The following is a 13,089-nucleotide window of genomic DNA, read 5'->3' as shown; positions in this document are numbered from 1 at the left end:
ATAATATCTCTTACTGAGAAAAGAAGCGGTATAAATTTTTGTATTTATTTATCATGAGAGTAATATGTCTAATAATTTTTTAGCACGGCAGATTGTGAAAGCAGGCAATAACTTTTTTGCCCAAGCATCAATAACAATCTTGACTTTATGTCCTATCGTCTTAACTGCTGTTCCGGCTAGGGCTGATGTTACTTACACAGCAGATATTCAAAAAGAGGCAGTTGACGACCTTAAGAGGATAAATGAGCGGGGTCTAACTCCTAAAACTATTGCCTTCACTCCTAATGGAGGATATGTAATTCTCTATGGCAAGAATGGTTTTGCTTATAGTACAAATAAGATTCCACCTGACGCTCTTAATGTACTTGCCACTCTGAATAAACAAGACTCAACTATCAATACTATTGCATTCGCGCCAAATGGAGAATGGATAGTTATGTATGATTATTTTAAAGCTTATTGGAGCAAGAATTTTCCCCAAGAGATTGTTAATAGACTCTCGGAGATTAAACGTCAAGTTTTCATTGTTAACAATATTGTGTTTACGCCTAATGGAGATTGGACAATTATTGCTGACAATCTTAATGGTTCCCAAGTTTATTGGAGTAGCAATTTCCCACAAAACGTTATTGATAAAATTAAGGACATATCTCAAAAATACGCTATCAAGGTTATTGCTTTTACACCGAATGGAGGGTGGTTAATTATTTATAATCGTGGCAATAATGCTTTTTATAATAATAAAGTTCCACAACTGCTTATTGATACAATCAAGACAAAGTACAAAGAAGGGAAGCGTTTAACAGATATAGCTTTTACCCCTAGTAATGGTTGGGTGTTATTAGATGATAAGTCGATGCCGCCATCCATCCCCCGTATACCATCCTTAGACGAATTTCCGGCTCCAATTATAATCCCCCAATAAAATTTTGGATGTTTGAGAAGCTACGGAACACTACATGAACAACCCGCTCGCACGCGCTCATAGCGCGATCGCTTTATGCTTTTGGATGTTTACCTTGTTCTAAAGCTTTAGATGATCAAGGCTTTTGTAGGATTTCAATAATTTTGGCGATTGATCGCTTCATTCGTTTTTTCCTCCTTCAGCTTCCCTATGAGTCGAATAACATTACTTTTGTCAGCAACTTTCAGCTTGAGTCAAAATCTGATTAAAGCTAGTTGAAATGCTTCTGGGTGGAAGTGATGAGATTAGCAAGCCCTCTTCGAGTCGTAACAGGAAATGAGCAAAATGAATCCGCTGACCTTAAAGATAATTTTCACAATTGGGATTGTGTTGTGGTTAATAATTCGGATTCCCTATCAGCGAGAACAGCAGAGAAACACGATTGTTGATGACCGAAAAACCGCTCAAGAAAAGGTAATTCGCTTCCTGGTATTAGTTGGGATACTGTTTCTGCCCTTGATTTATGTTTTATCCCCTTGGTTAAACTTTGCGAACTATCGTCTACCAATCTGGGCAAATGGATTAGGGGTCGTTACCTTTGCGATCGCGCTTTGGCTATTCTGGCGTACTCATCATGACCTTGGCAAAAATTGGTCGCCAACGCTGCAAATTCGAGAAGGGCATACATTAATGACTAATGGCGTTTATCACAGCATTCGTCACCCGATGTATACCTCTGTCGTGTTATTGTGCATCGCACAAGCGTTATTACTTCCGAACTGGATTGCTGGACTGGCTGGACTCATCTGTTTCAGCATTGCCTATGCGACACGAATCGACAAAGAAGAACAGATGTTACTCGATCAATTCGGAGATGAGTATGAAGCTTACAGGCAACGTACAAAACGATTAGTGCCGTATCTGTTCTAAACCGTGTGTTGTCTGTTGAGATACAGTATTTTATTTAACGTCCAATATTCCCCTTGAGTAAATCATAAAATATTAAAATCGGGACTGAGAATAAACTCAGCCCCGATAAAAAAGCGGGCTAACCGCTAGTAAACCTGGTTAACCCGTGCAGCTTTGGGAACGCGCAGAGAAATATTATTGCAATACCAACTTAACGTTGGCATTTTGCAGACCGCGCTGTTTCACTTCAGCCAAGGTTTTGTTAACGGCATATTTTTGGTTGATCGAGTTGATCAACTCGGTCTGATTGTGCTTCTTAGCAACGCCCCACAGGTCAGCAATTAGGTCAAAGGAACCGTCGCTGTTGCGAGACCAACCTAAATCATATTCGCCTTCCAACACGGCAACGATGTCAGAACGAACACGTTGACCGTTGTAACCACGAACATCAGCTTCTGTCTTTGTGCTGATACCCAGGTCGCGTAAGGAAGCTTTGAGGATTTCAGCGTCGGTGATTTTGGTACGGAGAGTGCTAAAATGAGACATTTGGGGTTTCCTCCAGAGAGAAGATTGGGAAAAACGACAACGGTTTGTTTTAGGCACAGCCGCGCATATCAGGACGCGGCTTTTTTCTTAACTGCTAGCCTTTAAGCTAGCCTTTGCCCCCGTGTTAGCAGGGGAAAGCTTTTAGAACTCCATTCGCTGATATTCAGCTACGGAGGATGCTGCGGGTCTTGCGCGCTGTCTAGCCCAGTCCCTCAGGGCTGTGACTTGTTCTTGCATCGTTCGAGACAGCGGCAGTGTTGCCTTGAGTGCAGCAATAATATCTAACTGGGTGAACTCGCGTTCTTGGGCAAAAGCTTCGTACATTGCCGCAACGATCGCTTGTTCAATTTCTGCTCCCGAAAACCCGTCGGACATCTTGGCTAGTTGTTCCAAGTCGAATCGAGTAATGTCTTCCCGGCGTTTCGTTAGGTGAATCTTGTATATATCTTGCCGTTCTTCAGGAGTCGGCAGATCGACAAAGAAAATCTCATCAAAGCGTCCTTTCCTTAAGAATTCCCCAGGCAAACGTTCTACTCTGTTAGCAGTTGCCATCACAAACACTGGAGATTTTTTCTCTTGCATCCAAGTCAGGAAAGAACCGAAGATCCGGCTGGAAGTACCGCCATCAGAATCACCAGAACCACCACTACCAGCGAAGGATTTATCTAATTCATCGATAAATAAAATTGCTGGAGAAATCGATTCTGCTGTCTTCAAGGCGTTACGTAGGTTCGCTTCACTTCGACCCACCATTGAGCCGTCGTAAACTCGCCCCATATCCAAGCGCAACAAAGGTAAACCCCACAGCCGAGAAGTTGTTTTGGCTATCAACGACTTACCACAACCGGGAACTCCCAAAATTAACATTCCTTTCGGTTGGGGCAAACCATACTCTCTTGCTCTTTCTGTAAAAGCATTCGAGCGTTGCTTAAGCCATTTCTTTAACTCTTCTAAGCCGCCTACAGCGTCAATGGTTGCATCTTCCTCTATGTATTCTAATATACCATTGCGCCGAATTAGTTGCTTTTTCTCAGATAAAACTATATCTACTTCATCTTCCGTCAAACGCCCGATAGTTACCTGTGCCTTTCGGTAGACTTTTTCCGCTTCATCTTTAGTTAAACCTAAAGCGGCTCTCAGAAGCTTTTCTCGCGCTTCTGTTGACAACCGTCGTCCACGATTTTGGTCTATATGGTGAGTCAATACTTTATTTAACTCAGCCATATCTGGCAACTGAAAGTCTATAACAACAACTTCTTTTTCCAGTTCTATAGGAACATTCTGCATTGGCGACATCAAGATGATGTTTTTCTGCATTCCTTTGAATTGGGCGATCGCATCTCTTAACGATCTTGTTGTCGCTGGCGCATCAATAAACGGATGTAAATCTTTAAGAATAAATATACCTGGTTCTCTTTGCCGGATAATCCACTCTATCGCCGCTTCTGGAGAAACGGTGTTATGCTGAGTGACATTCCGGGGTTGTCCATACTCCACGATGCCGTGAGTTACTGTCCACACATACACTCGCCGAGTTGGTTTTAACGTTTGGGCGATTGTGGAAATTGATTGCTCTGCCCGCTCTTCCTCGGAGGTCACAAGGTAGATTAAAGGGTATTGAGCTTGAATGAGGATATTTAGCTCTTCTTTCATACTATCGACCTACGTGAGACCTTATAAAGACAGTAAAGACATCGTTGATAATGGCAACCGACGAATTATGAATGTAATATTCATAATTCAGGTCTAGCAAGGAACTAATTCTTCCTCACCCTTGGGATAAGCTTCATCCTCATCCATTTCGTTGACGGGTAAATGCTCTTGAGTTACTCCTGCTTGATTGCCTAGGGCTACCAATTCTCCGTCGCGTAAGACTAAGGAACTCTCACAAGATGGGCAGGAATAAACTCTATGAGTTCGTCCATAAGAAGACGCTTCTACTTCATCAACTAATTCTGAATTTGCCAGGTAGAAAACGAGGGCACGTTCTGCAAGTTCTGACATTGGTTCAGAATCTACTGCTGAACGAATCTTCAGTTTCCTGTGTAGTTCTGGCGACAAATATAAAGTAACCTTTTGCTTCGTTTGCATATAACTCTTGTTGGTCTTACCCGGGTATGTATTTCACGATATCGGCTTGGTTCTAGCTTGTCAAGACGGCAAAACGTTTTGACGCCTATTTCGTTACATTTATTTACTTTTCGCGGAAATCTGATTTGATGCAAATGTAGATCGGTGAGAAAATATTAGCTGTTTTGTTACACAGAGTAGGTAGAAAGCACAGATATTGCTACTGTTCTGTAAAATCTGAAGCTATCAAGCAAAAGTCTTTAATGAGTAGATTTTCCGGCTGAGGATCTGACTATTTACGTTCATCAGCGAACCAGGTAAAAGGTGTAACAATGTCTACCGCTACTAAAACTAGACGAGGACGAAAAACTTATGCGATCGCCTTATCGTTAATCTTATGCGGTTGTAATGCGCCCAGTTTCACCAACTCCGGTGTCACATGGAAAACTTATACTAATTCCCGTTATGGCTTTGAGTTTTTATATCCCAGCACCTGGACTTCTTTACCACCGCCAGAAAATAATGATGGCATAGCGTTTGTTTCACCGCAAAACACGAGAGTAGAAATTCGCGGTTGGGCAGGTAATCGGCTACCAGACACCATAATTACAGATAAAAACGCTAAAAAAACGATAAATCCCAACTTTAAGACAAATCAAGGAGTATCTGGGGTGCTGGAGGTAGAAGTTGGTAGCCAAGAAAGTTCGATGACACTAACACTAACAAAGGCTCAAGTCAAATATTACTGGCAAGGGCGATCGCCAGCGTCCGAATTTAGCAATTATTATCGCGTGTTTTACTATATCGCCCAGGAGTACCGCATTTCTGGGCAAGGGGGATGAGGGGAGGGGGCAGGGGGCAGGGGGCAGGGGGCAGGGGGCAGGGGGAGTTTGCCTCCTCGTCTTCCTTGTCTTCCCCATCTCCCTTGTCTCCCTTGTCTCCCCCTCTCCCCCATTTCCCACTCTCCCACTCCTCCACTTCCCCCATCATTCTGTGCGAGAGGGGACACAAACCTGGTAGATTTAGCTATCAGCGAGTAAAAAACTGGTTGAAGATGAAAGTCCTGGTTATTGGTGGTGATGGCTATTGCGGTTGGGCAACCGCACTTTACCTTTCCAATCGAGGTTATGAAGTTGGGATTTTAGATAGTTTGGTGCGGCGGCACTGGGATAATGAATTGGGTGTGGAAACTTTAACGCCGATCGCACCAATTCAACAACGCATTCAGCGCTGGCATGATTTAACTGGTAAATCCATCGACTTATTCGTTGGAGATATCACCAATTATGAATTTCTCAGCAAAACGTTGCACAAATTTCAGCCTGAGGCAATTGTACATTTTGGCGAACAGCGATCGGCTCCGTTTTCCATGATTGACCGCGAACACGCAGTTGTCACACAGGTGAATAACGTAGTCGGCACTTTGAATTTGCTGTACGCGATGCGGGAAGATTTCCCAGACTGTCATCTAGTGAAGTTGGGAACGATGGGTGAATACGGTACACCTAACATCGACATAGAAGAAGGGTACATCACTATTGAACACAACGGGCGTAAAGATACTTTGCCCTATCCTAAACAGCCCGGTTCAATGTACCACTTAAGCAAAGTCCATGATAGCCATAACATACACTTTGCTTGTAGAATTTGGGGCTTACGGGCAACAGATTTAAATCAAGGTGTAGTTTACGGTGTCTTAACCGAAGAAACCGGGATGGACGAAATGTTGATTAATCGCCTGGATTATGATGGAGTGTTTGGTACTGCATTAAATCGCTTTTGTATTCAAGCAGCGATCGCACATCCTTTGACTGTTTATGGCAAAGGTGGACAAACTCGCGGCTTTTTAGATATTCGCGATACAGTGCGATGTGTGGAATTAGCGATCGCTAACCCAGCACAACCAGGAGAATTCCGCGTATTCAACCAATTTACCGAACTATTTAGCGTCGGTGACTTGGCAACGATGGTGAAAAAAGCCGGAAACGCGATGGGATTAAATGTGGAAATCAATAACATCGATAATCCCAGAGTCGAAAAAGAAGAACATTACTTCAACGCTAAAAACACCAAACTGTTAGATTTGGGCTTACAACCTCACTATCTCTCAGATTCTTTACTTGATTCTCTGTTAAACTTTGCCGTCAAGTACCAAAACCGAGTTGATAACAAGCAAATTATGCCGAAAGTCTCTTGGCATCGCAACAGCAAAGGATGAATAAGCGATCGCTTATTCTCTGGCTGTTAGTCATACTACCAGGTACGGCAGCTAGCGCTATGAGCGTCTACTACCTAATTCCGGAATGGGTAGTACTAGATGCTAGCTACAAGCATTATCAGCAAATAGCTAAGTCTTCATCTTCGACGGTGAATGACTTACTAATTGCTGAAGCAGCAGAAAACAGACATAGAATAAATTGCTTTGCTGAGGGTGTCGGAGTTTTGTTAGGTGGGGTTGTTGTTGCTATTGGCATTCATGGCATTTGCACCTTGCCTAACAAAACATCTTGATTTGAATGGGAAACTTGACATGCAGCTAGCTACAGAAGCTTACTTAACTCAAGTAAGTCGATTGCCTAAAACTGGTCGCCATATTATAGCACAGTATGACGACCATTCAATAGTTGTTTATCAAGCTTATCGTCAGGCGATCGCTCCGGAATGCCGCGACTCATAATTATTTTGGCGGAGAATTTAAACTCGATCGCATGAGTTGGATCAAGACTAACTTTTTGTGGATGATGTACCGTTCTCTTTGGGGTACAAAAATAGATCAAGAAGTAGTATTGGCAATTTGGCTTCAACGTGCAGCTTTTGAGGAAATTTTAGCAGCAGCGGTGCATTCTAGCTTTGAGCCAGAATTATACTCAAGTAGAAGCGAATGGGAAAAAACTTTAAAGCGATCGCAAGTCCGTTTGCAATGGGAAGATTGATTATCACCCATCTGGGGCAAAATTAGAAAGACGCGCTATTCAGTTAGGGTTACGCGGTCAAATTTTAGCTAGTTACGCCAAAAATTGGATTGTAAAGATTGAGGATATTTCCGAATTTGTTCACCAGCAACGGCAAAACATTAAAAGTGACTGTACGGCATTGATTACGCCCCGCGAAACAGTTTACTCTGTCATTGATATCGAAATCCAACAAAAGCTGGGATTATCTGTTTTTACTGAATAGTTTTTTATGCGAATTGCCCTGTTTACCGAAACCTTTTTGCCCAAGGTTGACGGCATTGTGACGCGCCTAAGCCACACCGTAGACCATTTACAGCGCAACGGCGACTCTGTGATGGTGATTGCCCCAGAGGGTGGAATTACTGAATATAAAGGAGCGAAAGTATACGGTGTAACTGGCTTTCCCCTGCCGCTGTATCCAGAGTTAAAAATGGCACTTCCTCGCCCAGCAATTGGCTACGAACTGGAAAAGTTTCAGCCGCATGTTATTCATGTAGTAAATCCGGCGGTTTTGGGATTGGCGGGGATATTTCATAGCAAAACACATAATATTCCCCTTGTAGCGTCTTATCATACGCACTTGCCGCAGTATCTTCACCATTACGGCTTGGGAATGTTAGAAGGTTTTTTATGGGAATTGCTGAAAGCGGGGCATAATCAAGCAGCGTTGAATTTGTGTACCTCTACAGCGATGATGGAGGAATTGACAACACATGGTATAGAAAGGGTGAACTTGTGGCAAAGAGGAGTAGATACAGAATTATTTCATCCAGATTTGGTAAGTTCGGAAATGCGATCGCGTTTATCGCAAAATCACCCAGAAAGTCACCTGCTGCTTTACGTAGGGCGTCTGGGTGCTGAAAAAGAAATTGAGCGCATCAAACCAATATTAGAAGCAATTCCCGCAGCGCGTTTGGCATTGGTGGGAGATGGTCCCCACCGTCAAGCACTCGAAAAACACTTTGCTGGGACAAACACTAATTTTGTCGGTTATCTTACCGGCAGAGATTTGGGTTCTGCTTTTGCTAGCGCTGATGCTTTTATTTTTCCTTCCCGTACAGAAACGTTAGGATTAGTATTATTAGAGGCAATGGCTGCTGGGTGTCCAGTGGTAGCAGCTCGTTCTGGCGGAATTCCTGATATTGTTACAGATGGGGTGAATGGGTATCTTTTTGAACCAGAAGCTGATATCCAAAGTGCTATAACCGCTACTGTTCGCCTTCTAGAACAGAAACAAGAACGAGAAATCATCCGTCAAAATGCCCGACAAGAAGCAGAACGTTGGGGCTGGGCATCTGCCACACGCCAGCTACAAGATTATTATCAAAAGGTGCTCTACTCTGAATATCCCAAAGCAGCATAATACGATTTTAGATTTTGGATTTTAGATTTTGGATTAGGAAAATGGCATTTTATTAACAGTTGACAGTTAACATTACCCATTTCCTAATCCTCATCATTTAATTGCACAGTCCAAAATCTAAAATCTAAAATCTAAAATCCAAAATCTAAAATCTAAAATCCCCATGACACTTCCCAGCCCTGGTAGCGTCCTGGCTACATTAACTGAACTTACTCAGGTTAATCGCACCCACGCTCTACTGCGTCGTGTCAAAGACCTTTCTGTAAACGAATTTGTTTGCTTACTAGATTTTATTACCGCAGAGTTTCAGCAATTTCTGAGGGCAATTGAACTAATTAATAATGAAGCCCTAGAAACAATGCTGGAGAAGGTACTAGAGGCAATTACACTTAAAATTGGTCAAATTCTCCAAGCTGAACATACTACGATTTTTTTGGTTGACCATGATAAAAATCAATTGTGGTCAAAAGTCCCCCAAGATAACACCCAAAAACCTTTAGAAATTCGCACTCCGATCGCAGTAGGCATTCCCGGTCATGTTGCCAGTACGGGTGAATATTTAAACATATCTCAAGCCTCTACTCACCCTTTATTCAGCCCAGAATTAGAAAAACAAATGGGCTACAAAATCCGCAATATTTTATGTATGCCAGTTGTCAGTAGCAAAAATCAGATAGTGGCAGTGGTACAACTAGCAAATAAAGCAGGAAATATTCCTTTTAATTATGATGATGAAGTCTGTTTTCGAGACTTTGCTTCTTCTATTGGTATTATCTTAGAAAGTTGCCAATCTTTCTATGTAGCAGCTCGCAATCAAAGAGGTGCAACCGCACTTTTACGGGCTACTCAAACATTAGGGCAAAGTCTCGATTTAGAAGCTACTTTACAGATAGTAATGGAGCAAGCCCGGATTTTAATGCAAGCAGACCGCAGCACGCTGTTTTTGCACCGCAAAGAAATGGGCGAACTTTGGACGAAGGTAGAGGTAGCCGATCGCTCAACTATGATGGAAATCCGCATCCCTGCTAATCGTGGCATTGTCGGTTATGTGGCATCTACCGGTCAAGCTTTAAATATCTCGGATGCTTACAAAGACCCGCGCTTTGACCCAACTACAGATAAAAAAACTGGTTATATAACTCGGAATATTCTCTGTTTGCCCGTGTTTAATTCGGCTAATGAATTAATTGGCGTGACGCAGTTAATTAATAAGCACCAAGGCAGTTTTACTTCTTCTGATGAAGAGTTTATGAGAGCATTTAATATTCAAGCAGGAATTGCGCTGGAAAATGCTCGTTTATTTGAAAGTGTGCTGTTAGAAAAACAATATCAAAAAGACATTTTGCAAAGTCTATCTGATGCGGTAATTTCTACAGATATGGAAGGGCGGATTGTCACAATTAATGATGCGGCTTTAGAGTTACTTGGTTGTCCTTTAGGAGAAGTTAATGCCAAAAATAGCAAGCCTTTGTGGGAAAAAAATTTGATTAATCGGCTGGTTTGGGAGGTTGTGCCGATTGACAATTTGCAAATGCGATTGGAGGATAGTTTAAAGACTGGCGCAAGACATTATGTGCCAGAGCAAAGTTTAATAGTGGGACTTCATCAAGTTAAAAGTAGAGACACAGGTTATCGCGTCTGTAGAGACGTTCCGGCGGAACGTCTGTACGAAAGTAAAGAAATTAGTACGCATGACATTTATATTTTGGCAGTAGGCGATCGCACTAACCCAGATATATTTATCCCCTGGAATCAACCGCTTACTCCCCAATCTGAGTTATTAAATTCTGCTGCTGTTAAAAAAATAGAACGCAGCACGAATCTCACTGTCAACCCCCTAACGAATCCAGAAGGGGGGGTGCGCGGTGGTTTGGTGGTGCTAGAAGACATCAGTCAGGAAAAACGGATGAAAACTACAATGTACCGTTACCTGACACCCCATGTGGCAGAGCAAGTTATGGCACTGGGAGAAGATGCTTTAATGGTAGGTGAGCGCAAGGAAGTCACCATTTTGTTTTCTGATATCCGAGGCTACACCACACTGACAGAAAATCTCGGTGCGGCTGAGGTAGTATCGCTGCTAAATCAGTATTTTGAAACAATGGTGGAAGCGGTTTTTAACCACGAAGGTACTTTAGATAAGTTTATCGGCGATGCTTTAATGGCGGTGTTTGGTGCCCCGCTACCGCTAGTGGAAAATCATGCTTGGAAGGCGATACAATCGGCGTTGGATATGCGAGAACGATTGGCAGAATTTAACCAACAGCGGATTATTCAAGCACAACCAGAAATTCATATTGGGATTGGTATTAGTTCTGGGGAAGTGGTTTCGGGTAATATTGGTTCCCAGAAACGAATGGATTATACGGTAATTGGGGATGGCGTGAATTTAAGTTCGCGCTTGGAAGGAGTAACTAAAGAATATGGCTGCGATATTATTTTAAGTGAATTTACTTATCATTTATGTAGCCATCGCATCTGGGTACGCGAGTTAGACAGAATTCGCGTTAAGGGTAAACATCAAGCGGTGAATATTTATGAGTTGATTGGCGATCGCTCTACTCCCCTAGACAACACCACCCACGAATTTTTATCACATTACCATGCCGGACGCGCCGCTTATTTATCGCGCCACTTTAAAGAAGCGATCGCCTGTTTTCAAGCCGCAAAACGCATCCGACCCACAGACCAAGCTGTTAATATCCATTTAGAACGCGCTCGTAATTACCAACAAACACCTCCCCCAACTTCCTGGGATGGAGTCTGGACAATGGTTGCAAAGTGAATAGTTAGGAGGAGCGGAGTTAGCAGTTAGGAGTTAAAAGTTAGGAGTCAACACTCACCCCTTGTCCTCCTTGTCCTCCTTGTCCCCTTGTCCCCCCTGTCCCCCTGTCCCCCTACTCCCCCTGCCCCTCATCATCCTGAAACGGGTGTTCGCCAATTCTCAGTTGTTTTTTTGTGCGTTTCAACTCTTTCCAAAGATCCTTGATTTGCTCGTATGCTTCTTCTGGTGGTAGTTTTCCACCTGTTTCTAAGTTGCAGATGTAGCTGATTTTCTGAGCAAATTCCTGTAAATTCGCATTAAAAACTAAGTTTTCTGGCTTGACCTGACCGTAATAGCGACCGCGAGGATAGAGAAAATCGTCTTTATTCATTATTGTTATCTCCATTGATTACACCCCTCTCACTCGTCAAATAAAGCAACCTAATCGGCAGAGTCACGCTTATTGACTATATTTGAGAGTTACTCATTTAAATGCTGATTGTAATTAACTTAACTTGAAAGTAGCAAATTGTATGTGGTATTCTATACATCAATTTTTTCCCTCCTAAATTCCGCAAAAAAATATAATTTGATTTTGATGTAAAAATACTATTTCAAATGTTAAAAAATATACGCTGTAGTCCGCTGACGATTGAAAGAGTGAAAATTTTCTTTTGCTCTTTGTCATTTGTCTTTAGTTAATGACTAATAACTAAAGATAAAATGGTTAAGCTCGAAAGCATCAAAGCTGCCGATCGCCTAAAAAAACTTTACCTGTCATCATGAGTGTTAATTCAAAGATATACGAAGGCAAAGCAAAAATTCTCTATTCAACGGAAGATCCGGAAGTTTTGTTAGCTGATTTCAAAGATGATGCCACTGCCTTTAATGCTCAAAAGCGTGGTAGTATTTTGGGTAAGGGAACCATTAATTGTAGCATCTCCGCTAAATTATTTCAAGAGTTGTCAACACAAGGTATTAAAACTCACTTTATTGACAGCCCAAAGCCAAATCAAATGCGGGTAAAGGCAGTGAAGATTGTGCCTTTAGAAGTAGTGGTGAGAAACATTGCTGCCGGCAGTCTGTGTCAGCAAACAGGATTGCCATTAGGAACCGTTCTCAAACAGCCTTTGGTAGAGTTTTATTACAAGAGTGATGAATTAGGAGATCCGTTGTTGACAAGCGATCGCCTGCGTCTACTAGAACTAGCAACTGCGGAACAAGTTGAGACAATAACCCATCTAGCATTGCAAATCAACGAGTTTCTCCGTGGCTTTTGGGAGCGGTGTGGAATTACACTAGTAGACTTCAAACTAGAATTTGGTGTGGACTCACAACAGCAATTGCTCTTAGCAGATGAAATTAGCCCCGACACCTGCCGTTTGTGGGATCAAGCCGAAAACGACCCCAACCGCCGAGTAATGGACAAAGACCGCTTCCGCCGAGACTTAGGGAATGTAGAAAATGCCTACCAGGAGGTTTTACAACGAGTGCTGAAAGCAGTAGAAAGTAAAAAATGAAGGAGACTGAGGACTGGATATTTGATGAATGGAAAATGATTGAAAATTCTTTATTGGTA

The 13,089-nt window shown here is 42.4% G+C and carries 15 protein-coding genes; 11 read left to right on the top strand and 4 right to left on the bottom strand.

Features of this window, described 5'->3' with window-relative positions; all coding sequences use genetic code 11:
- Positions 1-64 precede the first annotated feature (64 nt).
- On the top strand, positions 65-925 hold the full coding sequence (locus tag PI95_RS00670) for a WD40 repeat domain-containing protein (RefSeq protein WP_039753007.1): 861 nt from the start codon (positions 65-67) through the stop codon (positions 923-925).
- A gap of 324 nt (positions 926-1,249) precedes the next feature.
- Entirely contained in the window at positions 1,250-1,834 is a 585-nt protein-coding gene (locus PI95_RS00665; protein ID WP_163518473.1) for a protein-S-isoprenylcysteine O-methyltransferase, read from the top strand.
- A gap of 174 nt (positions 1,835-2,008) precedes the next feature.
- Here the strand turns inward: PI95_RS00665 and PI95_RS00660 are convergent, their stop codons facing one another.
- The 3 genes from PI95_RS00660 to PI95_RS00650 all read right to left on the bottom strand — a co-directional run bounded on the left by PI95_RS00660 (position 2,009) and on the right by PI95_RS00650 (position 4,450).
- Positions 2,009-2,359 carry a DUF1257 domain-containing protein gene (locus tag PI95_RS00660; protein ID WP_029636060.1) on the bottom strand — a complete coding sequence of 117 codons (351 nt, stop codon included), beginning with the start codon at positions 2,357-2,359 and terminating at the stop codon, positions 2,009-2,011.
- A 141-nt stretch (positions 2,360-2,500) separates the two neighbouring features.
- A complete protein-coding gene (gene ycf46, locus PI95_RS00655) occupies positions 2,501-4,012 on the bottom strand; it encodes a stress-responsive protein Ycf46 (protein WP_039753008.1) in 1,512 nt (503 codons plus the stop codon).
- 93 nt (positions 4,013-4,105) lie between these two features.
- Entirely contained in the window at positions 4,106-4,450 is a 345-nt protein-coding gene (locus PI95_RS00650; protein WP_039753009.1) for a slr0373 family blue light stress response protein, read from the bottom strand.
- A gap of 311 nt (positions 4,451-4,761) precedes the next feature.
- Between PI95_RS00650 and PI95_RS00645 the strand changes: the two genes are divergently transcribed.
- The 8 genes from PI95_RS00645 to PI95_RS00620 all read left to right on the top strand — a co-directional run bounded on the left by PI95_RS00645 (position 4,762) and on the right by PI95_RS00620 (position 11,531).
- Positions 4,762-5,271: a hypothetical protein gene (locus PI95_RS00645; protein ID WP_039753010.1), complete on the top strand. Its 510-nt coding sequence runs from the start codon at positions 4,762-4,764 to the stop codon at positions 5,269-5,271.
- A gap of 212 nt (positions 5,272-5,483) precedes the next feature.
- A complete protein-coding gene (locus PI95_RS00640; RefSeq protein ID WP_039753011.1) occupies positions 5,484-6,647 on the top strand; it encodes an NAD-dependent epimerase/dehydratase family protein in 1,164 nt (387 codons plus the stop codon).
- Complete coding sequence (locus PI95_RS00635; protein WP_236116879.1) at positions 6,623-6,940, top strand: hypothetical protein; 318 nt, start codon at positions 6,623-6,625, stop codon at positions 6,938-6,940. The genes PI95_RS00640 and PI95_RS00635 overlap by 25 nt, the downstream gene beginning before the upstream one ends.
- 19 nt (positions 6,941-6,959) lie before the next feature.
- Positions 6,960-7,106, top strand: coding sequence for a hypothetical protein (locus PI95_RS35485; protein WP_236116878.1), 147 nt, complete (start codon positions 6,960-6,962; stop codon positions 7,104-7,106).
- Positions 7,054-7,362 carry a DUF4291 family protein gene (locus tag PI95_RS36590; RefSeq protein WP_268896623.1) on the top strand — a complete coding sequence of 103 codons (309 nt, stop codon included), beginning with the start codon at positions 7,054-7,056 and terminating at the stop codon, positions 7,360-7,362. The genes PI95_RS35485 and PI95_RS36590 overlap by 53 nt, the downstream gene beginning before the upstream one ends.
- Entirely contained in the window at positions 7,358-7,606 is a 249-nt protein-coding gene (locus PI95_RS36585; protein ID WP_336507013.1) for a DUF4291 family protein, read from the top strand. Before PI95_RS36590 ends, PI95_RS36585 begins: the two co-directional genes overlap by 5 nt.
- Before the next feature lie 6 nt (positions 7,607-7,612).
- On the top strand, positions 7,613-8,746 hold the full coding sequence (locus PI95_RS00625; protein WP_039753013.1) for a glycosyltransferase family 4 protein: 1,134 nt from the start codon (positions 7,613-7,615) through the stop codon (positions 8,744-8,746).
- A gap of 163 nt (positions 8,747-8,909) precedes the next feature.
- Positions 8,910-11,531 carry a GAF domain-containing protein gene (locus tag PI95_RS00620; RefSeq protein ID WP_039753014.1) on the top strand — a complete coding sequence of 874 codons (2,622 nt, stop codon included), beginning with the start codon at positions 8,910-8,912 and terminating at the stop codon, positions 11,529-11,531.
- A gap of 112 nt (positions 11,532-11,643) precedes the next feature.
- Here PI95_RS00620 and PI95_RS00615 read toward each other — a convergent pair whose 3' ends face one another.
- Positions 11,644-11,901 (bottom strand): DUF7219 family protein, encoded by a 258-nt coding sequence (locus PI95_RS00615; RefSeq protein WP_039753015.1) that lies wholly within the window; start codon positions 11,899-11,901, stop codon positions 11,644-11,646.
- A 391-nt stretch (positions 11,902-12,292) separates the two neighbouring features.
- On the opposite strand from PI95_RS00615, the gene purC reads away from it, so the two are divergent.
- Positions 12,293-13,030 (top strand): phosphoribosylaminoimidazolesuccinocarboxamide synthase, encoded by a 738-nt coding sequence (gene purC / locus PI95_RS00610; protein ID WP_039753016.1) that lies wholly within the window; start codon positions 12,293-12,295, stop codon positions 13,028-13,030.
- The last annotated feature ends 59 nt before the right edge of the window (positions 13,031-13,089 follow it).

It is taken from the genome of Hassallia byssoidea VB512170 (assembly GCF_000817785.2).
Lineage (GTDB): Bacteria > Cyanobacteriota > Cyanobacteriia > Cyanobacteriales > Nostocaceae > Hassallia > Hassallia carrinoi.
This window is presented reverse-complemented; position numbering and strand designations above follow the sequence as displayed.